Source organism: Lentzea sp., assembly GCF_036380075.1.
Classification (GTDB): Bacteria; Actinomycetota; Actinomycetes; order Mycobacteriales; family Pseudonocardiaceae; genus Lentzea.
This window is the reverse complement of the sequence record NZ_DASVFL010000111.1, coordinates 1-26,359: the sequence shown is the minus strand read 5'-3', so window position 1 is coordinate 26,359 and position 26,359 is coordinate 1. Positions and strand designations below refer to the sequence as shown.

Sequence of the window (26,359 nt, the reverse complement as noted above, 5' to 3'; positions counted from 1 at the left end):
TGTTAATGCTCTGTGATTCCTAGCGTTGCCGGCATGAAATGTGCGCTCTGGTTGCCGCTCTTCGACTGCCTCGCCGACCCGCTGGTGGTCGCCCGGCTCGCCGCGGAGGCGGAGGAGGTGGGCTGGGACGGGGTGTTCGTCTGGGACCACGTGCGGTGGCGTGCGCCGGTGACGCACGTGGCCGATCCGTGGATCACGCTGGCCGCCGTCGCGACGGCCACCGAACGGCTGCGGTTCGGGCCGATGGTCTCGGCGGTCACGCGGCGCCGGCCCGCGAAGCTCGCCCGTGAGACGGCGTCGCTGGACGTGCTCGGCGGTGGGCGGCTCGTGCTCGGGGTGGGGCTCGGCAGCGACCGGTTCGCGGGGGAGTTCTCGCGGTTCGGGGAGGAGTGCGACGACCGTGTGCGCGGGCGGATGCTCGACGAGTCGCTGGAGGTCCTGCGGGCGGCGTGGTCGGGTGAGGTGGTGCGGTTCCGCGGCGAGCACTACACAGTGGACGGTGTGACGTTCCTTCCTCGTCCCGTGCAACGGCCTGGTGTGCCGGTGTGGGCGGCCGGGTTTCCCGGCAACGCGCGGCCGATGCGCCGTGCGGCCCGGCTGGACGGGTTCTTCCCGGTGAACCTGTCGTCCGCGGGGCAGTTCGCCGACGCGGTGGGGCAAGTGGAGGCGCTGCGGTCGGGTGACGGGCCGTTCGACTACGTGTGCGAGGTCGAGCCAGGGGCCGATGTCGCGCCGTACGTCGCGGCTGGGGCGACGTGGGGACTGACCGCGTTCGATCCCGCGTCGCTGTCGCTCGACCACGTGCGGGGCGTGCTGCGTGACGGACCGGCGGTGCGGTGATGCGGGTCAACGGAGTGGAGTTGTGCGTTCAGACGTTCGGGGAACCTTCCGACCCGGCGGTGTTGCTGATCCACGGCGCGTGCGCGTCCATGTTGTGGTGGGAGGAGGAACTGTGCGAGGCGATCGCGGCGCGCGGGCGGTTCGTCATCCGTTACGACAACCGTGACACGGGGTTGTCGACCAGCTACCCGCCGGGGGAGCCGGGGTACTCGCTGTCGGACCTTGTCCTCGACGCCGTGGGTGTCCTGGACGGGCTGGGCGTGGCGCGGGCACACGTGGTCGGGCGGTCGATGAGCGGCGCGGTCGCGCTGGGGCTCGGCGTCGACCACCCCGATCGGGTGGCGTCGCTGACGTTCGTGTGCACCACAACGGGTGATCCTTCGTTGCCGCCGATGTCTCCCGGGTTCCTGGCGGCGTCGTCGGTGCGGTCACCGTCCGAAGTGGAGAACATCGTGACGGTGCTGCGCGCGTACGCCGGCTCATCGCCCTACTTCGACGAGGACGCGGTGCGCCGGCTGGCCGTGGAGGACGTGGCGCGAACGGTGAACATCCAGTCGGCGATGACCAACCACTTCCTCATCGAGTTCGACGGTCCCGGCGGCGGTTTCGGTGATTTGACGGCACCGGTTCTGGTGGTGCATGGATCGTTGGATCCCGTCTACCCCTTGGCACACGGCGAGGCTGTGCGGGACGCGGTGCCCGGTGCGTCGCTGCTCGTCCTGGAGGCCGCCGGCCACGACGTGCCGCGTCCGGTGTGGCCCGTCTTCATCGACGCGCTCGTGCGGCACACCGCGGCTTGAGCGACGCTCGATCGCGACTGCACGAAAATTGTCAGGGGTGCCGGGTACCGTCCCTTCCATGAGTGCTGCCGGGGACCGGATTCAGGAGCTCGCCGCGCGGATCGTCGAGCTGCGCGACGCGTACTACCAGGGCGAGCCGCTCGTGGCGGACGCCGAGTACGACGCGGTCGAGGACGAGTTCCGCGGGCTGGTCGCGGAGCACCCGGAGCTGGCGCCGGAGGACAACCCGCTCGACCACGTGGGCGCGCCATCGGTGCTGCACGCGCCCGTGCGGCACTCGCGGCCGATGCTGTCGCTGGAGAAGGCGAACAAGCCGGAGCAGGTCGAGTCGTTCTTCGCCCGGTTCCCCGGCCAGCCCGTGGTCGTCATGCCGAAGCTCGACGGCCTGTCGCTGGCGCTGGTGTACGAGAACGGCCGCCTGGCGCGGGCCGTGACGCGCGGCGACGGCACGACGGGCGACGACGTCACGTTCCTGACGCGCGCGTTGTGCGACGGCGTGCCGGACAAAGTGGACGCTCCCGGCCGCGTCGAGGTGCGCGGCGAGTGCGTGATGCTGCGCTCGACGTTCGACGAGTACAACAAGGTCCACCCGGACAAGCCGTTGATCAACCCGCGCAACGCCGCCGCCGGCACGTTGCGCGCCAAGGACCCGAAGGCCGTCGAGGGCCGGCGCATGCAGTTCTTCGCGTTCGACCTCACGACCGAGCCGGAGAGCGCCGACTCCGACCTCGACGCGGGCCTGCGCAAGCTCGGCTTCAGCGTGGCCGAGATGCGGCACTGCGCCAGCGCGGCGCAGGCGCAGGAGCTGATCGGCGGGATCGAGACGGCCCGCAACTCGCTCGACTACGACCTCGACGGCGCGGTGCTGCGCCTGGCCGACCGCGACGCGTTCGCCGCCGCGGGCACCCGCTCGTCCTCGCCGCGCGGCGCCATCGCCTACAAGTTCGCGGCCGAGGAGAAGACGACGGTCCTGCTGGACGTGAGGTGGGACGTCGGCAAGACCGGCAAGATCGCCCCGGTCGCCTGGCTGGAGCCGGTGTTCGTGGGCGGCACCACCGTCACGCGGGCGACCCTGGCCAACCAGGAGGTCATCCGGTCGAGGGGCATCAAGATCGGCGACACCGTGCTCGTGCGCCGCGCGGGCGACGTGATCCCGTTCGTGGCGGGCGTGCTCGACGAGTCGAAGCGCACCGGCGACGAACGCGAGATCGTGCCGCCCTCGTCGTGCCCGTCGTGCGCGCAACCGTTGACGGAGCAGGGCAACAGCCGCGAGCTGTTCTGCACCAACTCCGTCTGCCCGGCCCAGACCGTGCGCCGCCTGATCCACTGGTCCTCCCGCGCGGCCGCCGACATCGACGCCATCGGCCAGGTGTGGATCGAGCGCCTCGCCGAGACCGGCGACCTGGTCAACCCGTCGGACTTCTACACCCTCACCAAGGAACGCCTGCTGGAGTTCGACCGCGTCGGCGAGGTCTCCGCGACCCGCATGATCGAGTCGATCGACCGCAGCCGTTCCGTGGGCCTGCGCCGCGCGCTGATCGGCCTGTCGATCCCGATGGCCTCCGAGGGCACCGCGGCCCGCCTGTGCCGCGCGGGCTTCGGCTCCCTGGAGGAGGTCGCCGACGCGGGTGTGGAGAAGCTCGTGGCCGTCGAGGACATCGGCCAGAAGGTGGCGGAGTCCCTGAACGCCCACCTGGCCCGCCTGCGCCCGGAGATCGACCGCCTGCGGGAGCGCGGTGTCTCGCTGGAGGTCCGCGAGGAGGACCTGCCCCCGGTCGTCGTCGCCGGCGCGCCCCTGGAGGGCAAGTCGGTCGTGATCACCGGCTCCATCAGCGACCCGCGCTCGGGCGAGAAGGTCACCCGCCCGGCGTTCCAGAAGATGTGCGAACGAGCGGGCGCCACCGCCGCCTCCTCGGTCTCGGCGACCACCGACCTGCTGATCACCGGCGAGGGCGTGGGCGCGAGCAAGCTGACGAAGGCGGAGAAGCTCGGCGTCGAGGTCGTCGACCAGAGCGAGATCTGGAAGAAGCTGATCGCCGCGGGCGTCGCCTGAGATGCGGGAAGCCCCCACGCTGCACGGGGGAGAGCGGCAGCCTGGGGGCAGGTGTGGGGTGGCCGGTGCGGCGGTCGCCTCTCGGCGAGGTGCTCGACGCGGTACCAGCCGGACGGTCTTCCGCGAGGGCGTTGTGGTGGGGCCCGGGGACTCGTTCCGCACCGACCGTCTGGTTCAACGGCGCGGGGTTCCGTTGTGTTTCCCGGTGATCTGTGTGGTCGGTCACCGCTGTCGTGCGTGGAACCCTGTCGGCGCAACGGCTTCCGGTTCCACCGGAAGGAGGAAGGCCCTCGAACCGCCTGGGGGTGAACAGTTCGAGGGCGTGGCTTCGGGGGTCGGTGTGGCGGTCGCCTCTCGGCGAGTGGCTCGACGCGGTACCAGCCGGACGGTCTTCCGCGAAGGCGATGTGTGTTGGGGCCCGGGGACTCGTTCCACACCGACCACCTCGTTCAACGGCCGGAGGACCCGCAGTGTTCCCCGCTGCCTGTGCGGTCTGTCACCCCGTCGGCGGCCGGCGAAACCGTTACCTGTCAAGAGAAGTGGAAGCCCCCATGCTGCCTGGGGGAGGACGGCAGCCTGGGGGCGTCCGGCGAACGTCTCCGGGCCGCTGGGGGGAGTGCGGCCCGGAGACGTTCCTCAGGACGCCCTCAGACCGGCCATCGGGGGGAGATGGGCGGTCTGAGGGCGAGTGTGGAGATGTCGGCACGGCGGTCGCCTCTCGGCGAGTGGCTCGACGCGGCACCAGCCGGACGGTCTTCCGCGAAGGCTTTGAGGTGAGGCCCGGGGGACACGAACCGCACCGACACCCTCTACAACGGCGCAGGGGGTCGAAGTGTTTCGCCGATGATCTGTGTGGTCTCTCACGGAACGGCGGACCTCCCGGCGCGTCCAGACGTGGCCGCGAGCCACCGGCCTGCTGTACGGCGCCGATCAGTAGAAGCAGCCGGTCCTCGGCAGCGACGACGGCGCGGGCGGCGTGCGGCCGTCGTAGAGGGCGAGCAGGAAGTTCTGCGGGCAGTACGACGTGCCGCTGATCTTGATCGCGATGTGCAGGTGCGGGCCGGTCGAGTTGCCGGTGTTGCCCGTGGTGCCGACGCGCTGACCGGCCGTCACCGCGGTGCCGTTCGACACGGACCAGCTGGAGAAGTGGCAGTAGATGTAGTCGACGCCGCTCTTCACGATCCGCAGGCCGTTGCCGCAGCCGCTGGGCTCGTTGATGCGGTAGGCGGTGCCGGTGACCATGGCGTAGGCGGGGACGTTGTTCACCGGCAGGTCGATGGCCGGGTAGTCGTGGTGCGGGTCGTCGTACTCGCTGCGCGGCAGGGCGCCCTTCGACAGCGGCAGGCTGTAGGTGCCGCCCCCGCCGCCGGAGCCGGAGCCGCCGACCAGGGTCTGCCAGGTGTTCGGGCCGACCTCGCCGTCGGCGGACAGGCCCTTCGAGCTCTGGAACGCGACGGCGGCGCTGTGCGTGCCGCCGCCGAAGTCGCCGTCGACCGACAGGTTGTAGCCGTACCGGTTGAGCTGCACCTGGGCGGCCTTGACGGCCTCGCTGTTGTTGCCCTGCTTGACGCTGACGATCAGCTTGGGCCAGGTGTTCGGGCCGATCTGGCCGTCGGAGGACAGGCCGTTGGCGCTCTGGAACCGCTTGACCGCGGCCTCGGTGGCCGGGCCGAACTCGCCGTCGGCGCTGATGTCGTAGCCGCGGTGGCGCAGCAGGTGCTGGGCGCTGCGGACGGTGTCGCCGGTGGCGCCGGACTTGACGTTCGGCCACGACGGCAGGGCCGCCTGGGCCGGGCTCACGAGTCCTATCAGGACGAAGAGCGACATCAGGGCGGCAGCGAGGATTCTCATGCCGTGCACGCTAGGAACGCGCGGACAGCGGCCGCCCTAGTCGTGAGACCAGTTGTGTGCGGTCGCGGCAGCCGAACTTCCTCAGCAGGTTCGACACGTGGTACTTCACCGCGCTCACGGTGATGAACATGGCCGCGGCGATCTCGGCGTTCTCCCAGCCGTCGGCCAGCAGCCGCAACGTCTCGCGCTCGCGCGAGGTCAGCGACGCCGGCGGGGGACCGGGCAGCAGCGCCGGCACCAACCGGGGCGACACCCAGCCGCCGAACCGGTGCACGTCGTGGACCGCGCGCACGACGTCCTCCACCGGGTCGTCGGCGAGCACGAGCCCGGTCACGCCGAGCCGCACGAGGCCCTCCACGGCGGCGGGGGACGACAGCACCGCCACGGTCCCCGGTCCGATCGCCTCGGACTCGTCGACGACGGACACGTCGGCGGGGGTGCCGGGGAGCGCCCAGGGAGCGGCGGCCAGGCGCATCAGGATCTTGTCGGTCAGCAACGTGCTCCGCAGGGACAGCACGACGTGGATTTTGCGCACGGCCCGACGCTCGGCCACGGACCGTATTTCTCCGTATCGGCTGCGTATAACGCCTGGTCGTTGTTACCGTTCCGCCGATCCTGGGGAGGACGTGTGGAGTTCCGCGTGCTCGGCCCGCTCGCCGTGCTGGCAGGCGGGCGAGAGCTGCCGTTGCGGTCGGTCAAGCAGCGGATCGTGCTGGCGATGCTGCTGCGGCACGCGAACACCCCCGTCTCGCCGCAGCGGTTGACCGAGGTCCTGTGGGAGGTTCCGCCCGCCTCCGCCCAGGACAACGTGCGGCTCCACGTCCACCAGCTCAAGCGCGCTCTCGACCTGGGTGAGCGGATGAGTCGTGAGCCGAGCGGTTACCGGCTGGCGGTCGGGGACGGCGAGCTGGACGCGGACCGGTTCGACCGGCTGACGAACGACGGCGAACGCGCGCTCGCGGACGGGGACCACGCCACGGCGTCGGACCTGCTCGCCGAGGCGCTCGGCCTGTGGCGCGGACCCGCCTACCCGGACCTGCCCGGCCGGTTCGGGGCGCGGCTCGACGAGGCGCGGCTGCGGGTCGTCGAGGCACGGGTCACCGCCGACCTCGCACTGGGCCGCCACGCCGAGGTGGTCGGGGAGCTGGCCGAGCTGGCGGAGGCCCACCCCTACCGGGAACCGGTGCACGCCAAGCTGATGACCGCGCTCTACGGCGCGAACCGGCAGGCCGAGGCGCTGGAGGTGTTCCGCGCGGCGCGCGAACGGCTCGTCGGCGACCTCGGCATCGAACCGGGTGCGGAGCTGCGCGGGCTGCACGAGACGATGCTGCGCGGCGACGCCCCGGAGGTTCCGGTGCCGGTCAGGGCAGGGAAGGCCGACTGCCCGTACCGCGGCCTGGTGGCGTACCAGCCGCAAGACCACCCGTGGTTCTTCGGCCGCGGCCACCTCGTCGACCTCGTCACCCGCCGGATCGACCGCCACCCGGTCGTCGGGGTCTTCGGCGCGTCCGGCAGCGGCAAGTCGTCGCTGCTCAGGGCCGGTGTCGTCGGCGGGCTGGACGAGACCTGGCGGCCGGTCGTCCTCACGCCGACGGCGCGTCCGCTCGAAGCGCTGGCCACCGCGCTGGCCTCGCTCACCGGCACACGACCGGACCTCGGCGCGGACCCGAAGGCGTTCGACGTCGAGGTCCGCACCGAGCTGGCGAACGGACCGGACGACGTGCGGGTGCTGCTCGTGGTCGACCAGCTCGAAGAGCTGTTCACCCTGTGCGGCGACGAAGATGAACGCTCGCAGTTCCTCGCCGTGCTGCTGGACGCCGCCCAAGGACCCCATCGGCGCACACGGGTCGTACTCGGCGTCCGCGCCGACTTCCTCGCCCACGTCACCCGGCATCCCGGCCTGGTCGAGGCGCTGGCGGACGAGGCGACCGTGCTGGTCGGGCCGCCGTCGGCCGCGGACCTCCGCGACATCGTGCTGCGCCCGGCCGCGATGAGCGGGCTGTCCGTCGCCGGCGGCCTGCTCGCCACCGTCCTCGCCGACGTCGACGCCGGACCGGGCGCGCTTCCGTTGCTGTCGCACGCGCTGGTCGAGACGTGGCGGCGGTCCGGCACCGAACTGACCCTCGCCGCGTACCGGGCCGGTGGCGGGGTGCGCGGCGCCATCGCCCAGACCGCCGAACGCGCGCACGACGAGCTGGGGGACGCCGAACGGCAGGCGATGCGCCGGATCCTGGTGCGGCTCACCGCGTTCGGCGACGGCACCGAGGACACCCGGCGGCCGATCCGCCGTGCCGAACTGGACGGCGTCGCCGCCGCGGACGTGGTCGACGGCGTGCTCGCCCGGCTCGTCGCCGACCGCTTGGTCGTGCTGGACGAGGACTCGGCCGAGATCGCCCACGAAGCCCTGATCCGGGCCTGGCCGCGGCTGCAGCGCTGGCTGTCCGACGACCGCTCGACGTTGCTCGTGCACCGCAGGCTCACGGCGGCCGCGCAGACGTGGGCCGAGCTGGGCCGCGACGACGGCGCGCTCTACCGGGGCGCGCAGCTGGTCATCGCGTCCGCGTGGGCGCAGGAGCACCCCGGCGAGCTGAACGCGGCCGAGGAGGCGTTCCTGACCGCGAGCCGGGAGCACGACGAGGCCGAACAGGTGGTCGTGAAGCGCCGCAACCGCTTGCTGACCCGGTTGGTGAGCATCATGGGCGTGCTGCTCCTGCTGGCCGGTGGTGGCGGCGGTGTCGCGTGGTGGCAGTGGCGGGCCGCCCAGCTGGGGCAACGGGTCGAGCAGGCGCACCGGCTCGCGCTGTCGGCCCGCGGACTCGTCGACACCGCACCGGATCTGGCCGGGCAGCTGGCGCTCACCGCGTTCCGCACGCACGCGGACGACGACACCCGCGGCGCGTTGCTGAGCGCCGCCTCCGCACCCCGGCGGCGCATCGAGCTCAACGTCGACGGGCCGCCCGTGCTGGACGTGACCGTGGCGCACCGGGGTGACGTCATCGGCACGGCCGACCGGGACGGCACCGTGACGCTGTGGGACCTGCGCACCCGCTCCCGCAAGCTCGTGCTGTCCGAGCACACCGCGCTCACCCCGGGCGGCCACGCGCGGCAGGTCGAGCTCAGCGCGGACGACCGGTTCCTCGCCTCCACCGCCACCATGCCGACCTTGGCCGGTGGTCCCGGCGATGTCGTGGTCTGGGACCTGCAGACGGCGAAACCCGTTTTCTCGCAACGCTTCGACGTCCTCACCACCGGGCTCGCGTTCCACCCCGGCGGCGGCTCGTTCGCGGTCGGCGTCGCCGGTGGGGACGTCGAGGTGTGGGACGTCGCCGCGAGGTCGAAACGGGTGTTCGCGGGCCACGTGCACGAGGTGAGCTCGTTGGCGTTCAACGAGGACGGGTCGATGCTCGTCACGGCCAACGGCGAGGAACGCCCGCTGATCTGGGACGTCGCCACCGGCACGAGGATCGGGGAGATCCCGTCGTCCGGCGTCGGCTCGGTCCACTTCGACGACTCGGGCAGGATCGTCACCGCCGCCCCCGGCGACGGCGTCGAGTTCTGGGACCTGAGCGGGAGGCTGCTGTCCGGGCTGCCGCAACGCGGTCCGCCCGCGTGGGAGGCCTCCGCGCAGGCCGGCGACAGGATGGCGGTCGCGGACGAGGACGGCCTGATCACCGTCTGGGACGTCCGCACCGGCCGGCCGATCACCTCCTACCGCGACCGCGGCCGCACCGAGTCGAGGGCGCTGGCGCTGGGCCGTGGCGGCACCCTGCTGGTGTCGGGAGGGTTCGGCAGGACCGTCGCCGTGCGGGAGGACGCCGTGCCCGCGTTCACCGGACATGCCGACGGCGTCAACGACATCGCCGTGCACGGCACCGTCGTGGCGTCCGCCGGTGACGACGGAACCGTGCGGCTGTGGAACCTCGACGGCGCCGCACTGGCCATTTTGGACGGTCATGCGGACCGGGTGGAGTCGGTGGCGTTCAGCCCGGACGGCACCAGGCTCGCCGCGCTGACCCGCGGCCACACCGTCACGGTCTGGGACGTCGCGAAGCGGGAGCGGTTGAGCTCGTTCTCCTCCAGCGGGCCGGGCGCGGCGACCGACATCGCGTTCCAGCCCGACGGGCGCGCGATCGTGACGGCGTCGCTGGGCCGCTTCCGCCGGCGCCTGCCGGATCTGGCGCAGCAGCCGTTCTCCGGCGGTCCGCTCATCGCGAGCGCGCTGGAGTTCACGCCAGACGGCCGCCTGCTGGTCTCCACCGACCCGGCGGGCGGCGCGGTGCTCTGGGACGTGGCGGCCGACCGGCTCGAACGGCGCGTCAGCACCGGCCAGGGCGACGTGCGCACGGTGGCGGTCAGCCCGGACGGCACGCGTTTCGCCACGGCGGGCGGGAACCGGACGGTCAAGGTGTGGGACGTGGCGACGGGCGCGGAGCTGATGACGCTGACCGGCCACTCCGCGCCGGTGGTGTCACTGGCGTTCAGCCCGTCCGGCGACGCGCTGGCGTCCGGGGGAGAAGACCACGCCGTCGTGGTGTGGAACCTCGCCACGCAGGCGGCCACGACGTTGACGGGCCACACCGGGCCGGTGCGAGCCGTTGCCTTCACCCGCGACGACGAGGTCGTGTCCGGTGCCAACGACGCGCGGATCATCCGCTGGTCGCTGTCCGCGGCGGACGCCGAGGCGCGGATCTGCGCGGAGACCTACCCGCGGTCGGAGGCCTGCGGCACGACCAGGCCCGACTCGTAGGCGATCACCACGAGCTGGGCGCGGTCGCGGGCGTGCAGCTTGGTCATCGCGCGGTTGACGTGGGTCTTCGCGGTGAGCGGGCTGATCACCATGCTCGCCGCGATCTCGTCGTTCGACAGGCCTCGGGCGGCCAGGACGACGGCCTCGCGCTCGCGGTGGGTGAGGTGGCCGAGGACGACGTCCGGCCGCGGCGGCTGGCTCACGTACCGGTCGATCAGCCTGCGCGTGATCGACGGGGCGAGCAGGGCGTCACCGCGTGCCGCCACCCGCACGGCGTGCAGGAAGTCCTCCGGCTGCACGTCCTTCACCAGGAACCCCGCGGCGCCGGCCTTGAGGGCGTGGAAGACGTACTCGTCGAGGCCGTAGTTGGTGAGGATCACGACGTGCGTGCCGGCGAGCGCGGGATCGGCGGCGATGCGCCGGGTGGCCTCGATGCCGTCGACCTCGGGCATCTGGACGTCCATCAGGACGATGTCCGGAAGGTGTGCCGCGGCCCGGGCCACGGCCTGCTCGCCGTTCGTCGCCTCGGCCACGACCTCGATGTCGTCCTCCGCGTCGAGCAGGGCGCGGAACCCGCTGCGGATCAACGGCTGGTCGTCGACGATCAGGACGCGGATCACGGCTGCACCACGGGAAGTTCGGCCCGCACCGTGAACCCGCCTTCGCTGCGCGGTGCGGCTTCCAGACTGCCGCCCAGCGCCGTGACGCGTTCGCGCATGCCGAGCAGTCCTACGCCCGTGTGCGTGGACTTGGGCGGTGCCTTGCCGTCGTCGTCGACTCGGACGAGCAGGGCGTCCGGGCGGTAGTCGATGCTGATCCGGGCGGTCGCGGCGGCGGCGTGGCGGGTGATGTTCGTCAGCGACTCCTGCACGATCCGGTAGGCCGTGCGTTCGACCGCCGCCGGGACGTCGTCGTGGCGGCCCTCGATGGTGAGCCGGGCGTCGAGACCGGCCGCCCTGGCGCGTTCGACGAGCCGTGCCACGTCGTCGATGCCGTGCGGCGGGTTCTTGTCGTCGTCCCGCAGGGCTTCCAGCGTCGCCCGCAGCTCCTTGGACGCCTCCCGTCCGGCGTCGCGGATGGCCAGCAGGGCTTCGGGCACCTCCTCGCCGCGCTTCCGGGCGAGGTGGACCGCGACCTCGGCCTGCAGCTTGATCACGGAGATCTGGTGGGTGAGCGAGTCGTGCAGCTCGCGCGCGATGTGCAGGCGTTCCTCGTTCGCCCGCCGCCGCGCGGTCTCCTCCTGCGTGCGTTCGGCTTCGTCGGCACGGCGTTCGGCCTGCCGCAGCGCCTCACCGGCTGCCGCCGCGGCGACGAGCCAGGCGATCTGGAGCACGTCCCGGGTCTGCGCGAACGCCTCGTACGTCGTGAGGTCGCGCGGTGAGACGAGGGCGGCGAGCGGGAGGCTCGCCAGCATCAGCACGGAACCGGCGAGGGTGACGACGCGGTGGCCGGCCTTCATCGTCGAGTAGACCGCGAACAGGAACGCGATGACCGGCACGTCGGCCCCGGTCGCCTGGTAGGCCAGCGCGAGGACTCCGGTGGCGGCCAGCGTGGCGATCGGTGCCGTGCGGCGCTTCGCGAGCACGAGCCCGCTCGCCGCCAGGAAGACGTAGCCCGCCGGTGTGGCGGGATGACCGGCCACGACGAGGCTCGCCGCCACACCGGCGGCGATCGCCCAGTCCAGCCACCGCGCGTTCACCCGTGCACTGTAAACCGCTGTTCGCGCTGGTAGATCCTGCGCTGGGACGACTTTCGCACTACTGCGCCCGCGGTAGCCGGTGTCTGCGCTCGCACGACGACGGCCGGGTGTCCGTTGGCCAGGCTTTGCGGCATGACACTTGCTTATGAACTGACCTCGGGACGTGTGTGGTCGTTGGTCGGCGTCGCGTTCGGTGTGCTCGGTGTCGTGCTGGGCGTGCTGGCGTTGCGACGCGGCCGTCGCGGGGTGGCGGCGCTGGTCTCCGGTGCCGTGGGGGTGGTGCTCGGCGCGGCCGTGGTGCTGATGGCGAAGGGTGGTCCCGGCACCGGCTACGGGATCGTCGGCGGGTACTTCTCGCTGGTGGCCGGCGTGGCCGCACTGGCCGTGGGCGGTGCGGCTATGCGAAGAGGCGTTCGGGCTGCTGCACGGCGCGCCGGGTGACCAGGCCCGCCGCACCCCGCACCACCGCGAACTCGCCGAGCGGCGAGGCGACGAGGGTGGTGTGCCGTTCGCCGCCCGCGAGCACCCTCGTGTCCATCTCGGACTGGATGGCGGCGCTGAGGTGCTCGTGCAGCACGGCGTAGCTGCCGCCGAGCACGACGGTGGGCACGTCGAAGAGGTTCATCAGCGTGGCCAGCCCGACGCCGAGCGCCTGCCCGGCCTGCGTGACCGCCCGGTGGGCCCTGGCATCTCCTGCTTCGAGGGCCTCGTGCAGCGAGTCGAGCGTGCGCCGGCCCGCCTCGCGCAGGATGACGTCCAGGCCCGCGTACCGCTCCACGCACCCCTTGCTGCCGCAGGTGCACAGCTCGCCGTCGCGCTCGATGACGACGTGCCCGAGCTCGCCGGCGAACCCGCTGGCGCCCCGGTACACCTCGCCGTTGAGCACGACGCCCGCGCCGATGCCGACGTCCGCCGACACGTGCACGAAGTCCTCGCCCGCCAGGTGCTTGGGCCACAGGTGGGCGAGGGCGGCGAGGTTGGCCTCGTTGTCGAGCTCGACGTCGAGACCGAGGCGCTCGCCGAGACGGGCGGCGAGGGGGGCGCCGACCAGTTCCGGCAGGTTCGGGGCCCTGACCACGACGCCGTCGTGCACGACGCCCGGAACCGCCAGCCCGGCGCCGAGGAGCTTTCTGCCGCCGGTGTGCTCGCGGATCAGCTCCGCGACCCGGTCCAGCACCTCGTCCGGGGACGACCCGCGGATGTCCGCGGGGACGAGGTGGCGGCTGAGGGTTTCGCCGTCGAGGCCCAGGGTCTCGACGGCGAGGTGGCTCACGTTGATCTCCGCGCCGACCGCGACCGGCCCGTCCGGGTGGAAGCGCAACGGCTTCGACGGCCTGCCCATCCCCGCGCCGGTGGCCGGGTCCTCGACGAGGACGCCGGCCGCCAGCAGCGGTTCGGTCAGGTTGGACAGCGTGGCCTTGGTCAGGCCGGTGCGGGCGGCCAGGTCCGCCCGGGAGCCGGGGCGGTCCACCAGGGCGAGCAGGACCGTCCGCAGGTTGCCGAGGCGGACCTGGCGCAGGTGGTCGACGGTGGACATCCCGCTCAGTATCGCCGAGTGATCATCGGTTCAGGTACTTCTGCGACGCCTCCGCGTACCGTGCGCGGATCTCCGGCACCTCGTCCGCCTCGTACCTCTGGCTGGCGGCCCCGCTCCACTCCGGCGGGGTGTCCCCGCCTGTGAGCGTCCACGCTGCCTGCCGTGCCGCACCGTCGGCCACGTACTCGCCGGGCGCGGGCACCGTCACGGGTACACCGAACACCGTCGGCGCGATCTCCCGCACCGCCGGTGACACCGCGGCACCGCCTACGAGCCGTACGCCGCTCACGTCCGCACCTTGGGCGATCAGTGCGTCCAAGCCCACGGCCTGACCGCACAACATGCCCTCGATGGCCGCACGCGCGATGTTCGCAGGAGTGGCGTTGGTGAGCGTCAGGCCGTGCAGAGCGCCTGTGGCGTCGGGCAGGTTCGGGGTCCGTTCACCTTCCAGGTACGGAACCATCACCACGCCCTCGGCGCCGGGCGCCGCGGACAGGGCCAGCTCGCTCAGTCGGGCCAGGTCGACGCCCAGCATGCGGGCGGTCGAGTCCAGCACGCGGGCGGCGTTCAGCGTGCACGCCAGCGGCAGGTAGCGCCCAGTCGCGTCGGCGAAGCCCGCCACGATGCCCGACGGGTCGGCAGCCCGGACGTCGGCGGTGGCGGTCACCACGCCGGACGTGCCCAGCGAGATCACCACGCCGCCGCCCACCCCGAGCATCGCCGCCGCGTTGTCCCCGGCACCCGCACCCAGGCGCACCGGTCCGTCGACGTGCTCGGACGGGCCGAGCACGCGGGGGAGCACCACGTCGGAACGGCCCAGCGCCAGCGCCAGCAGGTCGGGCACGTAGGCGTTCGACACCGAGTCGAAGTAGCCGGTGCCCGACGCGTCCGACCGGTCGGTGACCAGGTCGGACAGCTCGCCGGTGCCGCGCAGCCGCCACGTCAGCCAGTCGTGCGGCAGGCAGACGGCGGCGGTGCGCTTGGCGTTGTCCTGTTCGTGCTGCGCCAGCCAGCGCAGCTTGGTGATCGTGAACGACGCCACGGGCACCACGCCCATGCGCGTCGCCCACTCCGACGCCCCGACCTCCTCGGTCAGGTCGGCCGCCGCCGCCGCGGAACGGGTGTCGTTCCACAGCAGCGCGTCGCGCACGACCTCGCCGTTCTCGTCGAGGCACACCATGCCGTGCTGCTGGCCCGCGACGCTCAACGCCTCGACGTCGTCGAGACCGCCGGCGTCGGACAGCGCGGTCTGCAGCGCCTCCCACCAGTGCGAAGGGTGCACCTCGGTGCCGTCCGGGTGAGTGGCGCGACCCTCCCGGACGAGCTCGCCGGTCTCCGCATCGCGGACGACGACCTTGCACGACTGCGTCGAGGAGTCGACGCCCGCGACGAGCGTCATGTCAGCGCGCTCCGGTGAGGTGCTCGATCGCGAGCTGGTTGAGGCGCACGAAGCCGAAGCCGCGCTCGGCCGCCTTGTCCGGGTCGAAGCTGTCGTCGGCCAGCAGCTCGTCGTAGGACTCGCCGTCGTTCAGCGTCGGCTTCCCGAGCTCCGCGACACCCGCGATCTTCAGCTGCTCCTGCACCTCGGGGTCGGCGCGGAACGCGAGCGCGCGCTCCTTGAGCAGCAGGTAGGTGGCCATGTTCGCCTTGGCCGAGTCCCACACGCCCGTGTAGTCCTCGGTGCGCGACGGCTTGTAGTCGAAGTGGCGCGGGCCCTCGTAGCCGGCGCTCTCCAGCAGGTCGACCAGCGCGAACGCGTTCATCAGGTCGCCGTGGCCGAACACCAGGTCCTGGTCGTACTTGATGCTGCGCTGGCCGTTGAGGTCGATGTGGAAGAGCTTGTCGTGCCACAGCGCCTGCGCGATGCCGTGCACGAAGTTGAGCCCGGCCATCTGCTCGTGCCCGACCTCGGGGTTGAGGCCGACCAGCTCGGGCTTGTCGAGCGAGGAGATGAACGCCAGCGCGTGGCCGACCGTGGGCAGCAGGATGTCGCCGCGCGGCTCGTTCGGCTTGGGCTCGAGCGCGAACCGCAGGTTGTAGCCCCGGTCCGTGACGAACTGCGTGAGCAGGTTCATCGACTCGCGGTACCGGTCGAGCGCCGCCCGCACGTCCTTGGCCACGTCGTACTCGGAGCCCTCGCGGCCGCCCCAGAGGACGAACGTCTCGGCGCCCAGTTCGGCGGCCAGCTCGATGTTGCGCAGCACCTTCTGCAGCGCGAACCGGCGCACCGAGCGGTCGTTGCTGGTGAAGCCACCGTCCTTGAAGACGGGGTGGCTGAACAGGTTGGTCGTGACCATCGGGATGACCATCCCGGTGTCGGCCAGCGCCTTCTTCAGCCGCTCGATCTGCGTGCCGCGGTTCGTCGCGGCGAAACCGAACAGGTCGTCGTCGTGGAACGTGAGGCCGTACGCGCCCAGCTCGGCCAGCCGGGTCACCGCCTCGACCACGTCCAGCTCGGACCTCGTGGCCTCGCCGAAGGGGTCGCGACCCTGCCAGCCCACGGTCCAGAGACCGAAGGAGAACTTGTCCGCCGGAGTGGGCGTTGCCATGATCCACCTCATTCGTTCAATGCTTGAACTTAGTCCGGACAGTACGACGCCGCGGCCTTGATCGCAATGTTTCAGGCGCGTTGCGCCGCGATGGCCTCGACGGCGGGCGCGAGCGCGGCGGCGATCTCGCGGTAGCCGGCGGCGGACGGGTGGAACCGGTCGGTGGCGAAGAGCGACGGGTCGGCGGCGAACCGCGGCGTGACGGCGCGCTCGACGTGCGCCACCGTGCCGCCCGCCTTGATCACGGCCTGCTGCTGGGCCTGGGCGTACTGCCGGCTCACGGCCGACACGACGTCGCGGAGCGCGGGCGGCACGTGGCTGACGACGCTGAGGTCCGGCGCCGTGGCGACGACGACCTCCGCACCCGCCGCACGCAGGTCCGTGACGGCGTCCTGCAACTGCTGCGCGCCGACGTCGGCGGGGATGAACCTGGTCAGGTCGTTGGCACCGATCACGACGACGGCGATGTCCACCCCGCCCGCGACCGCGGACTTGACTTGGGAGCGCAGGTCGGCGGAGCGCGCGCCGGGGACGGCGTGCACCCGCAGGTCGACCTGGTGCCCCGCCTGGCGGAGGCGGCCGGCGAGCAGGGGACCGAGGGTGTCCTCGCGACGCGTGCTGCCGACCCCGGCGGCGATGGAGTCGCCGAGCAAACACAAACGCATGTCCTGGTCAACGGACGGCGCCGGGGCCGGTGTTCCTGCGCGTGCACGGGTTCACTGACGGCGGAACGGAAAACCCGCTTCCGCGTCCACACCGGAATGCCTACACTTCGGCCGAGATCCAGGCGAGCGACGAGAGGAGACCGGCCATGCGCACCGCTGCCGTCCTCCCGTCCCGTTTCGACGTGATCCTCGTGTCCCCGCACCCCGGCTGCCCGCTGCGCGCCGGGCACCGGAGTGTCTGACGAACCACCCGTGTTCGTCGGCTCATCGCGCTGACCTGTAGTCCCCTTTCGCACCGAAAAGGCGCTCAGCCATGCGCAAGACCACGCTGGACACCGTCCGCAACCTGGGCATCCTCGCCCACGTCGACGCCGGCAAGACCACCCTCACCGAACGCGTCCTGTTCGCCACCGGAGCCACCCACAAGCGCGGCGAGGTGCACGACGGGACCACCGTCACCGACTTCGACCCGCAGGAGCGCGACCGCGGCATCACGATCTTCGCCGCGGCCGTCAGCTGCACGTGGGACTCCCACCGCGTCAACCTCATCGACACGCCGGGGCACGTCGACTTCTCCGCCGAGGTCGAACGGTCGCTGCGCGTGCTGGACGGGGCCGTCGCGGTGTTCGACGGGGTCGCCGGTGTCGAGCCGCAGAGCGAGTCCGTCTGGCGGCAGGCCGACCGGCACGGGTTGCCGCGGATCGCGTTCGTCAACAAGCTCGACCGGGCGGGCGCGGACTTCGACAAGGCCGTGGAGTCGATCCGCACGCGGCTGGACACCGTGCCGCTCGTCGTGCAGCTGCCGATCGGGGCCGAGGACGGCTTCCGCGGTGTCGTCGACCTGGTGCGCCTGCGGGCGTTGACCTGGGACGACGAGCTGCGGGTGGGACCTGTCCCCGAGGAGTTGCTGCCCGAGGTGCGGCGACGTCGCCGGCTCCTGGAGGAGACGGTGGCCGAGCTGCTGCCCGATGTCGTGGAGGAGTTCTTCGAGACCGGACTGTCCGAGAGCACGTTGACGAGTGCGTTGAGGGAGTTGACCCGCGATGGCCTGGGAACAGTGGTGCTGGCGGGGTCGGCGTACCGGAACCGGGGCGTCGAACCGTTGCTGGACGCGGTGATCGCGTACCTGCCGTCCCCTGTGGACGTTCCGGCGGTGCGCGGCGTCGACGGCGAGGAACGGCGGCCCGACCCGGACGCGCCGTTCTCGGCGCTGGCGTTCAAGGTGACCACCACGGCCACCGGGCGGCTGACGTTCGTCCGCGTCTACTCCGGCACCCTCCACAAGGGACAGACCGTCCTGGTGGCGGGACGCGCCGAGCGCGTCGGGCGGATTCTGCGGGTGCAGGCCGATCGGCACACGCCGGTCGACCACGCGGTCGCGGGCGACATCGTGGCGGTCGTGGGGCTGAAGTCGGCGCGCACGGGCACGACCCTGTGCGATCCGGCGGCTCCGCTCTCGCTCGAACCACCGGTGTCGGCCGAACCCGTCGTGTCCGTGGCCGTCGAGGCGCGGACCACGGCGGACCACGCCAGGCTCGCCGAGGCGTTGAAGCACCTGGTCGACGAGGACCCGTCGCTGCGCGTGGCGACGGACCCCGAGACCGGGCAGACCGTGCTGTCCGGCATGGGCGAGCTGCACCTGGAGGTCGCGGTGAGGAAGGCGAGCCTCGACCACCGCGTCGAGATCACGATGGGACGGCCGAGGGTCGCCTACCGCGAGACGGTCGCGACCGGTGTCACGGGCTTCGTGCACCGGCACGTGAAGCAGGACGGAGGTCAGGGGCAGTTCGCGCACGTCGTGCTCGACACCGAGCCGCTGGAGGACGGGTTCGAGTTCCGTTCGACGGTCACCGGCGGGCGGGTGCCGCAGGAGTTCGTGCGTGCGGTCGAACAGGGCTGCCGGGACGCACTGGCCGAGGGACCCCTCGGCCACCCGGTCACCGGGCTGCGCGTGACGCTCACCGACGGGTCCACGCACGTCAAGGACTCGTCGGAGATGGCGTTCCGCACGGCGGGCCGGCTCGGGCTGCGCGAGGCGCTGAAGGCCGGTGCCATGACGTTGCTCGAACCGATCGCCGAGGTCACGGTCACGGTGCCGGAGGAGTACGTCGGCGGCGTGCTCGGTGACCTGGCCTCGCGCCGGGGCCGGATCGCCGGCTCCGAGGTGAGGTCGGGGACGACGGTCGTGACGGCGAGCGTGCCGCTGGCCGAGATGTTCGGGTACGTGACGAGGCTGCGCAGCCGGACGCAGGGCCGTGGCACGTTCACGAGCCGCCCGACCGGCTACGCGGCGGCGTAGGTCACAGGGGTCGTTCCGTTGATCGGAACGGCCCCTGTGCCATGCTCGATCGAATGTCGACCTTGAACGTGATGTCGTTCAACCTGCGCTTCGCCTCCGACGTCGAGCCGAACTCGTGGGCGTCCCGGCGACCGGCGGTGGCCCAGCTCCTGCTCGCCGAGCGCCCCGCCGTGGTCGGCACGCAGGAGGGGCTCTACCAGCAGATCAAGGACGTCGACCACGACCTGCCCGACCACTACGAATGGGTCGGGCAGGGGCGGCACGGCGGCAGCCACGACGAGTTCATGGCGATCTTCTTCGACACGCTGCGGCTCGAGCCGCTCGAGTTCGACCACCACTGGCTGTCCGCGACGCCGAACGTCGTGGGCTCGCGGTCGTGGGGCAACAACGTCGTGCGGGTGGTCACCTGGGTCCGGTTCCTGGACCGGCAGACCGGCAAGCAGTTCGTCGCCGTCAACACGCACTTCGACCACGAGTCGGCCAACGCCCGCCTGCGCAGCGCCGAGCTCGTGCGCGACCGGCTCAGCACCTTCACGCTGCCCGTCGTGCTCACCGGCGACTTCAACGACGTGCCCGGCTCACCGGCCTACGAGGTGCTCACGTCCGCGTTGAGCGACACGTGGGTCACCGGGCCGCGGACCACCCCGGCCTACGGGACCTTCCACGGCTTCGGCCCGCTCGTGCCGGACGGGCCGCGCATCGACTGGATCCTGACGCGCGGCGCCGCCGTCGAGGCCGCCGCGATGAACACCTACCAGCGCGACGGCCAGTTCCCGTCCGACCACCTGCCGATCCAGGCGCTGGTCAGCTTCTAGGAGCCGACTCCGGCGGAGCGGGCGGGTGCGTGGACCGTCATCTGTGAACGGAATGGTCCATACCAATGTCCGCTACGGTCGCCAGATGCGCTTGAAATCGACGTTCGGCCGCGCCGCGGTGATCGCGTGCGCGCTGTCGTTCGCGTTCGGCACCACCGCCGTCGCGGACGCCTCGCACGGCCGCGAGTGCGACACCCCGTCCATCGACCGGTTGCAGCAGTGGCTCGCCAGCGGTGAGGGTGCCACGGAGCCCGCGACCGGCAGCATCCTCGTGCCGCGCGGGCGGCACGACTACTCGGCGAAGATCAAGTTCCTCGCGAACGACTGGCACGTCATGGTCCTGTGGCTGGGCAACCAGTTCGAGGCCCAAGCGGACCTGTCACGCTCGCACGGGTTCTTCATGACCTACCGCGCCAGCGACGACCTCTACGTCCAGCTGCGGCCCGCCTCGGACTGGAGCGGCGGCGCCAAGTGGCTGACCAAGATCCCGTCGACGCACGGCAGGCTCGTCACGAAGTTCTTCAGCTTCCGGGCTGACAAGTGGACGACTTTGCCGGAGTTGGGGGCGCCGCAGTACCCGTTCGCCGAGGCGCTCGACGACGCCCGTGGCCTGGTCTTCGTCGGGAAGACGCCCAACGACCTGGAGTTCCGCGGGCTGAAGATCGACGGTTACCGGCCACCCTGCGTTCACTGAAATCCGTCTAGGGTCCCGGAACGTGAGAGCGCTCCCGGTCACCCTGGTCCTGGTCCTGGTCCTGGTCCTCACCGCCGCGCTGGCGACTCCCGCGAGTGCGGCGGTGAGAGACGACACCGCGTTCGTCGACCCGCTGATCGGCTCGGCGGGCGGCGGCAACACCTACCCCGGCGCGGTGCGGCCGTTCGGGATGATCTCGTGGAGCCCCACGTCGACCCGCGGCGACCAGACGAACACGGGCGCCGCCAACGGGTACGCCTACGACGCCACGAGGGTGCGCGGGTTCAGCCTCACGCACGTCAACGGCGCGGGCTGCCACCCCGGCGCCGCGGGCGACGTGCCGATCATGCCGCACGTCGGCGAGATCACCTCGTCCCCGACGGCGGACACCAAGGACCAGGTCTTCGCGAGCGACTTCTCCCACGACGACGAGACCGCCGAACCCGGCCGCTACCGGGTGGGGCTGAAGTCCGGTGCCACGGCGGACCTGTCCGTGACGACCCGCGCCGGCATCGGCGAGTTCACGTTCCCCGTCACCGGGTCGCTGCTGTTCCGCACCTCGAACTCGCTCAACGGCAGCGAGGACGCCGACATCACCATCGACCCGGCGACGAACAGCGTCTCGGGGTCGGTGCTCACCGGCGCGTTCTGCGGGCGTCGCGCGAACGGCGGCACGAACAACCAGAAGACCTACTACCGCCTGCACTTCACGGCGTCGTTCGACCGCCCGATCGCGAACTACGGCACGTGGGTCGACAGCGAGCTCCGGCCGGGCACGACTCAGGCGAGTGGTGGCGAGGGCTACTTGACCGGAAGCTCCCGCGCCGGCAAGGGATCCGGCGGGTACGTGTCCTTCGCGGACAGTTCGGTGCGGATGCGCGTCGGCATCTCCTACACCAGCCTCGACGCCGCCAAGCGCAACCTCGCGGCCGAGATCCCCAAGCGCGCGACCGTGGCCGACGTCGCGAAGGAGGCGAGGAAGGCCTGGGCCAAGCAGCTCCGCGCGGTCGAGGTCGACGGCGGGACCGCGGACGAGCGCACGATCTTCTACACCGCGCTCTACCACTCCTTCCTCCAGCCGAACGTGATCACCGACGCCGGCAGCCCGACGCGCTACGGCAACTTCTCCGGCTGGGACCAGTACCGCGCCCACACCCAGCTGCTGGCGCTGCTCGCACCGGACGTGGCGAGCGGCTACGCCCAGTCGTTGCTGGAGATCTCGCGGAAGAACGGCGGTGTCTGGGACCGCTGGGTCCACATCACCGGCCCGACGCACGTCATGACCGGCGACCCGTCCGCCCCGGCCATCGCCGGCATGTACGCCATGGGCGCCAGGGACTTCGACGTCAACGCCGCCTACGACTCGCTGCTGCGCCAGGCCACCGTCCCGCACCCGGACGGCCTGTCGGACAAGGGCTGTCCCGGCCAGTGCGAGGGGCAGCGCCCGAACCTCGCCGAGTACCTGAGGCTCGGGTACGCGCCGCAGGACACCTGCCACTGCTGGGGCGGCGCCGCCGAGACGCTGGTGACTCCGTGGCGGACCAGGCCCTCGCCGACCTGGGCCGCCGGCTCGGCCGCCCGAACGCCGAGATGGAACAGCGCGCGGGCTGGTGGCGCAACACGTTCAACCCGGAGACCGGCCACCAGCAGGCCCGCAAGGCCGACGGCACGTGGGTGACGCCGTTCAACCCGGCGTCCGACCTGGGCTTCGCACAGGGCAGCAGCGCCACCTACACGTGGATGGTGCCGCACGACGTCCCGGGACTGGCCGGGGTCATGGGCGGCAACGACATCGCGGCCGGCAGGCTCGACGACTTCTTCCACCGCGCGGACGGCTCGTGGGCCACCGGCGGTGAAGCGCTGAGGTACGACCCGACCAACGAGCCGGGCATCCACACGCCGTGGATCTACAACGAGCTCGGGCAGCCGCGCAAGACGCAGGAGACCGTGCGGGCGATGGCGAAGCTCGTCTACCGGACGGGTCCGTCGGGGCTGCCGGGCAACGACGACCTCGGCACGATGTCCGCCTGGTACGTCTTCGCCGCGCTGGGCCTGTACCCGCGGACGCCCAGCAGCGCCGAGCTGCACCTGTCGAGCCCGATGTTCCCGAAGGCCAGGATCACGGAGAAGAACATCACGATCCTGGCCCCCGGTGCTCCCGGCGTCCACGTCGGCGAGACGCGGTGGAACGGCCGCGAGGTCGACCAGCCCTGGTTGCCGGAGGCGTTCGTCGAACGCGGGGGAGTGCTGGTCTCACGTCTTGAAGGGTGAGCCGGCCCCCTCGGCACGGGTGTGGCTGGCGCGTGCGGTCGCCGACAGCGGCATCGCGATGTCCTCCAGGGACTTGTTCTCCGCGTCCACCGCGAGGAACCGCGCCACCAGACCGCCCACGACCATGATCACCGCGCCCACCAGGTAGCCGATGAACAACCGCACCGGCTGGTCGCCGGTGCCGATCAGCGCGCCGTAGATGACCGGGCCGAGCGCGCCGAAGCACTGGGCGATCGCGAAGAACACGCCGATCGCCTTCGCCCGCACCTCCAGCGGGAAGATCTCGCTGACCGTCAGGTACGCGGCGCTGGCACCGGCGGAGGCGAAGAAGAAGATCACGCACCACGCGATGGTCTGCGTGATCGCGTTCAACGCGCCCGCGTAGAACAGCCCGGCGGTGACGGCGAGCAGGACACCGGAGACCGTGTAGGTCAGGAACAGCATCCTGCGGCGGCCGATGGTGTCGAAGAGGTGCCCGATGGTGAACGGCCCGACGAGGTTGCCGACCGCGAACGCGATCAGGTAGAGCGGGGTGACCTCGGACGGGACTCCGTAGAACTTGCCCAGCACCAGCGTGTAGGTGAAGAAGATGGCGTTGTAGAGGAACGACTGGGTGATCATCAGCGTGGCACCCAGGACCGCGCGGCTGGGGTACTCGCGGAACAGCACGCGGGCGAGCGCGAGGTAGCCGATCTGCTCGGCGGGCTTGACCTCGATGGCCTTCTTCTCGTCGACCGCCGGGAGCTTCGCGCCGGACTCCTTCTCGACCTCCTCCTCGATGCCGGCGATCGTCGTCTCGGCCTCCTCGGTGCGGCCGTGCATGATCTGCCAGCGCGGGCTCTCCGGCAGGTGGCGGCGCACCACCAGGATCACCAGGCCCAGCACCGGGCCGATGAGGAACCCGAGCCGCCAGCCGAGCGAGAGCTCCACCTGGTTGAGCAGGATGAACGAGCCGAGCGTGCCGAGCACCGCGCCGGCCCAGTAGGTGCCGTTGACGGCGATGTCGACGCGGCCGCGGTAGCGGGCGGGGATCAGCTCGTCGATCGCGGAGTTGATCGCGGCGTACTCGCCGCCGATGCCCATGCCGGCGACGAACCTGGTCAGGTAGAGGAAGACCACCCAGCCGGCGCCGTTGCCCAGCGTCAGCGCGGTCAGGCCGGAACCGACCAGGTAGACGCCCAGCGTCAGCATGAAGAGCTTGCGGCGCCCCAGCTTGTCGGAGAGGTGGCCGAAGTACAGCGCGCCGACGACCTCGCCGAGCAGGTACACCGTGGCCAGCAGGCCGACCGCGGTGGACGAGAGGCCGAGCGTCTCCGGCTTCGTCAGCGTGTCGGCGATCGCGCTGGCGACCGTGATCTCCAGGCCGTCGAGGATCCACGCGACGCCCAGCGCCACGACCATCCTCGTGTGGAACGGCGACCAGGGAAGTCTGTCGATCCGCGCGGGAATCAGCGTGCGCACACCGGCTTCTGCCATTTCTCAACCCCTTGCCGCGACGAGCGCCTGCGGTGCGCTCTGCTCGGTCCGCGTCCTCAGCCGGTGGGCTCGCACCTGCTGATTCACCGCGTGGCGATACCCGCTGTCCACCAGGCAAAACCCGCTCTCTGGCGCTTTGTCCGTTCTGAGAATGAACGTCCTGAAAATTCATCAAATCGAGTCACGTGTTTGTGGCGAATCCTCCGGGGAACCGCTCACCGAACGGGAGGAGAACGACGTGAAGGCAGTTGTGTGGCACGGTACGGGCGACATCCGGCTCGACGACGTGGAGGACCCGAAGATCCAGGAACCCACCGACGCGGTCATCCGGATCACCCGCAGCGCCATCTGCGGCACCGACCTGCACATGGTGCGCGGGACGATGCCGGGCATGGCCGAGGGCACCGTGCTCGGCCACGAGGCCGTCGGTGTCGTCGAGGAGGTCGGGCCGGCGGTGCGCGGGTTCACGCCCGGCGACCGCGTGGTCGTGACGTCCACGATCGGCTGCGGCACCTGCTCCTACTGCCGCGCCGGCTACTACGCCCAGTGCGACACCGCCAACCCGAACGGGCCGTCCGCGGGCACCAGCTTCTTCGGCGGACCCGAGGCCACCGGACCGGTCGACGGGCTGCAGGCGGAACGCGCGCGCATCCCGTACGCCATGACGACGCTGGTGCGGGTGCCGGACGGGGTCAGCGACGACCAGGCGATCCTGGTGTCCGACATCTTCCCGACGGCGTGGTTCGGGTCGCGGCTGGCCGAGGTCGGCTCCGGCGACACCGTGCTCGTGCTGGGCGCGGGCGTGGTCGGCCAGTTCGCGATCGCCTCGGCCAAGCGGCAGGGCGCCGGGCGCGTCATCGTCGTCGACGGCATCGCGTCGCGGCTGGACAAGGCCCGCGCGCAGAACGCGGAGGTCGTGAACTTCAACGAGGAGGACCCCGTCGAGGTCGTCAAGGACCTGACCGGCGGGATCGGCCCTGACCGGGTGATCGAGGCCGTCGGCGTCGACGCCGAGGAGCCGGGGGAGCGCACCGGCGAGCAGTGGAAGCCCGGCGACGCGCCGCGGCAGGCACTGGACTGGGCGGTCGAGCTGGTGGCGAAGGCCGGCTCGATCGGGATCATCGGCGTCTACCCGCCGGGGTTCGCCGACTTCCCGATCGGCGACGCGATGAACAAGAACCTCACGCTGCGCATGGGCAACTGCAACCACCGCCGGTACGTTCCGCGGCTGCTGGACCTCGTGCTGACCGGCGCCGTGGACCCGTTGCAGTTCATCACCCAGCACGAGAAGCCGTCGTCCGCGATCGAGGCGTACAAGACGTTCGACCTGCGGGAGGACGGCTGGCTCAAGACGGTCCTCGACGTCGCCTGAGCACGTCGCCGTCGCCGGCGTGCACGGGCGCCGCGGCGGGTACCCGGAGGCCCAGGTCGAACCTGGGAGGAGACCCATGCCCGGTCGTCAGGAGCTGCCCAGCACGGTGGCGCGCTCACCGGAGAAGGCGCAGCGGACGTGGATCAAGGCGCACGACTCGGCCGTGGAGACCTACGGCGAGGGCGAACGGGCCCACCGCACGGCGTTCGCCGCGCTGAAGCACGGTTTCGAGAAGGTCGGCGACCACTGGGAGCCCAAGCGGGAGCTGGGCCCGTCCGACCCGCGGGCGGAACGCGGCGGGCCCGCGGGCGGCGAGACGGCCGGGGGTGTCGACGCGAACGCGAGCAAGCAGCACCTCTACGCCATCGCGAAGCGCCTGGGGGTCCCCGGCCGCTCGCGGATGAGCAAGGACGAGCTCGTCCGCGCCATCCAGAAGGCGAACGACCGCGAGACGGCGCGGGCCCGGTCGTGAAGGTCGTCGTCACCGGCGCGACCGGGAACGTCGGCACGGCGCTGCTGCGCAGGCTCGCGGACGAGCCCGACATCGAGGTCCACGGCGTCTCGCGCAGGCCGCCGGGCGACGCGCCGCCGTACCGCGGCGTCACCTGGACACCGGTCGACATCGGGCAGGCCGGGGCGGAGGAACCGCTCGCCGCCGCGTTCGACAAGGCCGACGCCGTGGTGCACCTGG

22 protein-coding genes are annotated in these 26,359 nt (G+C 71.6%); 13 read left to right on the top strand and 9 right to left on the bottom strand.

Annotation, left to right across the window (positions count from 1 at the left end; genetic code table 11):
• Positions 1-33 precede the first annotated feature (33 nt).
• Genes VF330_RS14190 through ligA form a run of 3 tightly spaced genes read left to right on the top strand, consistent with a single transcriptional unit; the run spans position 34 to position 3,693 of the window.
• Complete coding sequence (locus tag VF330_RS14190; protein ID WP_330852040.1) at positions 34-840, top strand: LLM class flavin-dependent oxidoreductase; 807 nt, start codon at positions 34-36, stop codon at positions 838-840.
• A complete protein-coding gene (locus VF330_RS14185; protein WP_330852039.1) occupies positions 840-1,640 on the top strand; it encodes an alpha/beta hydrolase in 801 nt (266 codons plus the stop codon). The genes VF330_RS14190 and VF330_RS14185 overlap by 1 nt, the downstream gene beginning before the upstream one ends.
• A 58-nt stretch (positions 1,641-1,698) precedes the next feature.
• Entirely contained in the window at positions 1,699-3,693 is a 1,995-nt protein-coding gene (gene ligA / locus VF330_RS14180; RefSeq protein WP_330852038.1) for an NAD-dependent DNA ligase LigA, read from the top strand.
• Between the two features lie 930 nt (positions 3,694-4,623).
• Here ligA and VF330_RS14175 read toward each other — a convergent pair.
• Together VF330_RS14175 and VF330_RS14170 are read right to left on the bottom strand one after the other, a co-directional pair.
• Positions 4,624-5,544, bottom strand: a complete 921-nt coding sequence (locus VF330_RS14175; RefSeq protein ID WP_330852037.1) for a peptidoglycan-binding protein — start codon at positions 5,542-5,544, stop codon at positions 4,624-4,626.
• A 10-nt stretch (positions 5,545-5,554) separates the two neighbouring features.
• The gene (locus VF330_RS14170; RefSeq protein ID WP_330852036.1) at positions 5,555-6,079 is read right to left on the bottom strand and encodes a response regulator transcription factor; all 525 of its coding nucleotides are present in this window, start codon (positions 6,077-6,079) and stop codon (positions 5,555-5,557) included.
• Positions 6,080-6,172: 93 nt separating this feature from the next.
• Between VF330_RS14170 and VF330_RS14165 the strand changes: the two genes are divergently transcribed.
• Positions 6,173-10,291 carry a BTAD domain-containing putative transcriptional regulator gene (locus VF330_RS14165; protein ID WP_330852035.1) on the top strand — a complete coding sequence of 1,373 codons (4,119 nt, stop codon included), beginning with the start codon at positions 6,173-6,175 and terminating at the stop codon, positions 10,289-10,291.
• On the opposite strand, the gene VF330_RS14160 is transcribed toward VF330_RS14165, so the two are convergent.
• Both VF330_RS14160 and VF330_RS14155 read right to left on the bottom strand, forming a co-directional pair.
• A complete protein-coding gene (locus VF330_RS14160) occupies positions 10,246-10,911 on the bottom strand; it encodes a response regulator transcription factor (RefSeq protein WP_330852034.1) in 666 nt (221 codons plus the stop codon). The genes VF330_RS14165 and VF330_RS14160 overlap by 46 nt on opposite strands.
• Positions 10,908-11,990 (bottom strand): sensor histidine kinase, encoded by a 1,083-nt coding sequence (locus VF330_RS14155; RefSeq protein WP_330852033.1) that lies wholly within the window; start codon positions 11,988-11,990, stop codon positions 10,908-10,910. Before VF330_RS14155 ends, VF330_RS14160 begins: the two co-directional genes overlap by 4 nt.
• Before the next feature lie 132 nt (positions 11,991-12,122).
• On the opposite strand from VF330_RS14155, the gene VF330_RS14150 reads away from it, so the two are divergent.
• The gene (locus VF330_RS14150; RefSeq protein ID WP_330852032.1) at positions 12,123-12,431 is read left to right on the top strand and encodes a DUF6223 family protein; all 309 of its coding nucleotides are present in this window, start codon (positions 12,123-12,125) and stop codon (positions 12,429-12,431) included.
• Here VF330_RS14150 and VF330_RS14145 read toward each other — a convergent pair.
• The 4 genes from VF330_RS14145 to VF330_RS14130 form a co-directional block, all read right to left on the bottom strand.
• Positions 12,388-13,527: an ROK family protein gene (locus VF330_RS14145; RefSeq protein ID WP_330852031.1), complete on the bottom strand. Its 1,140-nt coding sequence runs from the start codon at positions 13,525-13,527 to the stop codon at positions 12,388-12,390. The genes VF330_RS14150 and VF330_RS14145 overlap by 44 nt on opposite strands.
• 22 nt (positions 13,528-13,549) lie before the next feature.
• Positions 13,550-14,926 carry a xylulokinase gene (xylB, locus tag VF330_RS14140; RefSeq protein WP_330852030.1) on the bottom strand — a complete coding sequence of 459 codons (1,377 nt, stop codon included), beginning with the start codon at positions 14,924-14,926 and terminating at the stop codon, positions 13,550-13,552.
• Between the two features lies 1 nt (position 14,927).
• Positions 14,928-16,076 (bottom strand): xylose isomerase, encoded by a 1,149-nt coding sequence (xylA, locus tag VF330_RS14135; RefSeq protein WP_330852029.1) that lies wholly within the window; start codon positions 16,074-16,076, stop codon positions 14,928-14,930.
• A gap of 71 nt (positions 16,077-16,147) precedes the next feature.
• Positions 16,148-16,741, bottom strand: coding sequence for an SGNH/GDSL hydrolase family protein (locus VF330_RS14130; protein WP_330852028.1), 594 nt, complete (start codon positions 16,739-16,741; stop codon positions 16,148-16,150).
• Between the two features lie 313 nt (positions 16,742-17,054).
• Between VF330_RS14130 and fusA the strand changes: the two genes are divergently transcribed.
• The 5 genes from fusA (at position 17,055) to VF330_RS14105 (ending at position 22,820) form a co-directional block, all read left to right on the top strand.
• On the top strand, positions 17,055-19,040 hold the full coding sequence (gene fusA, locus VF330_RS14125) for an elongation factor G (protein ID WP_330852027.1): 1,986 nt from the start codon (positions 17,055-17,057) through the stop codon (positions 19,038-19,040).
• Between the two features lie 53 nt (positions 19,041-19,093).
• Positions 19,094-19,855 (top strand): endonuclease/exonuclease/phosphatase family protein, encoded by a 762-nt coding sequence (locus VF330_RS14120; RefSeq protein WP_330852026.1) that lies wholly within the window; start codon positions 19,094-19,096, stop codon positions 19,853-19,855.
• 85 nt (positions 19,856-19,940) lie between these two features.
• The gene (locus VF330_RS14115) at positions 19,941-20,549 is read left to right on the top strand and encodes a hypothetical protein (protein WP_330852025.1); all 609 of its coding nucleotides are present in this window, start codon (positions 19,941-19,943) and stop codon (positions 20,547-20,549) included.
• A 22-nt stretch (positions 20,550-20,571) separates the two neighbouring features.
• On the top strand, positions 20,572-22,227 hold the full coding sequence (locus VF330_RS14110; RefSeq protein WP_330852024.1) for a GH92 family glycosyl hydrolase: 1,656 nt from the start codon (positions 20,572-20,574) through the stop codon (positions 22,225-22,227).
• Positions 22,140-22,820: a glycoside hydrolase domain-containing protein gene (locus VF330_RS14105; RefSeq protein ID WP_330852047.1), complete on the top strand. Its 681-nt coding sequence runs from the start codon at positions 22,140-22,142 to the stop codon at positions 22,818-22,820. The genes VF330_RS14110 and VF330_RS14105 overlap by 88 nt, the downstream gene beginning before the upstream one ends.
• On the opposite strand, the gene VF330_RS14100 is transcribed toward VF330_RS14105, so the two are convergent.
• Positions 22,803-24,296 carry an MFS transporter gene (locus tag VF330_RS14100; protein WP_330852023.1) on the bottom strand — a complete coding sequence of 498 codons (1,494 nt, stop codon included), beginning with the start codon at positions 24,294-24,296 and terminating at the stop codon, positions 22,803-22,805. The genes VF330_RS14105 and VF330_RS14100 overlap by 18 nt on opposite strands.
• 238 nt (positions 24,297-24,534) lie before the next feature.
• On the opposite strand from VF330_RS14100, the gene VF330_RS14095 reads away from it, so the two are divergent.
• From VF330_RS14095 to VF330_RS14085, 3 genes are all read left to right on the top strand, one after another.
• Positions 24,535-25,668 (top strand): zinc-dependent alcohol dehydrogenase, encoded by a 1,134-nt coding sequence (locus tag VF330_RS14095; protein WP_330852022.1) that lies wholly within the window; start codon positions 24,535-24,537, stop codon positions 25,666-25,668.
• Positions 25,669-25,744: 76 nt separating this feature from the next.
• Positions 25,745-26,140: a ChaB family protein gene (locus VF330_RS14090; protein WP_330852021.1), complete on the top strand. Its 396-nt coding sequence runs from the start codon at positions 25,745-25,747 to the stop codon at positions 26,138-26,140.
• A partial coding sequence (locus VF330_RS14085; RefSeq protein ID WP_330852020.1) for an NAD-dependent epimerase/dehydratase family protein occupies positions 26,137-26,359 on the top strand: 223 nt, incomplete at its 3' end. The genes VF330_RS14090 and VF330_RS14085, both read left to right, overlap by 4 nt.

What these genes read in the sequence shown, in the direction of transcription:
- VF330_RS14185 (WP_330852039.1), top strand. Translation starts at nt 840, where the DNA reads ATGCGGGTCAACGGAGTGGAGTTGTGCGTTCAGACGTTCGGGGAACCT.
- xylB (WP_330852030.1), bottom strand. Translation starts at nt 14,926, where the DNA reads ATGACGCTCGTCGCGGGCGTCGACTCCTCGACGCAGTCGTGCAAGGTC.
- VF330_RS14090 (WP_330852021.1), top strand. Translation starts at nt 25,745, where the DNA reads ATGCCCGGTCGTCAGGAGCTGCCCAGCACGGTGGCGCGCTCACCGGAG.
- VF330_RS14100 (WP_330852023.1), bottom strand. Translation starts at nt 24,296, where the DNA reads ATGGCAGAAGCCGGTGTGCGCACGCTGATTCCCGCGCGGATCGACAGA.
- fusA (WP_330852027.1), top strand. Translation starts at nt 17,055, where the DNA reads ATGCGCAAGACCACGCTGGACACCGTCCGCAACCTGGGCATCCTCGCC.
- VF330_RS14150 (WP_330852032.1), top strand. Translation starts at nt 12,123, where the DNA reads ATGACACTTGCTTATGAACTGACCTCGGGACGTGTGTGGTCGTTGGTC.
- VF330_RS14115 (WP_330852025.1), top strand. Translation starts at nt 19,941, where the DNA reads ATGCGCTTGAAATCGACGTTCGGCCGCGCCGCGGTGATCGCGTGCGCG.
- VF330_RS14130 (WP_330852028.1), bottom strand. Translation starts at nt 16,741, where the DNA reads ATGCGTTTGTGTTTGCTCGGCGACTCCATCGCCGCCGGGGTCGGCAGC.
- VF330_RS14145 (WP_330852031.1), bottom strand. Translation starts at nt 13,527, where the DNA reads ATGTCCACCGTCGACCACCTGCGCCAGGTCCGCCTCGGCAACCTGCGG.
- VF330_RS14105 (WP_330852047.1), top strand. Translation starts at nt 22,140, where the DNA reads ATGGAACAGCGCGCGGGCTGGTGGCGCAACACGTTCAACCCGGAGACC.
- VF330_RS14175 (WP_330852037.1), bottom strand. Translation starts at nt 5,544, where the DNA reads ATGAGAATCCTCGCTGCCGCCCTGATGTCGCTCTTCGTCCTGATAGGA.
- ligA (WP_330852038.1), top strand. Translation starts at nt 1,699, where the DNA reads ATGAGTGCTGCCGGGGACCGGATTCAGGAGCTCGCCGCGCGGATCGTC.
- VF330_RS14120 (WP_330852026.1), top strand. Translation starts at nt 19,094, where the DNA reads ATGTCGACCTTGAACGTGATGTCGTTCAACCTGCGCTTCGCCTCCGAC.
- xylA (WP_330852029.1), bottom strand. Translation starts at nt 16,076, where the DNA reads ATGGCAACGCCCACTCCGGCGGACAAGTTCTCCTTCGGTCTCTGGACC.
- VF330_RS14190 (WP_330852040.1), top strand. Translation starts at nt 34, where the DNA reads ATGAAATGTGCGCTCTGGTTGCCGCTCTTCGACTGCCTCGCCGACCCG.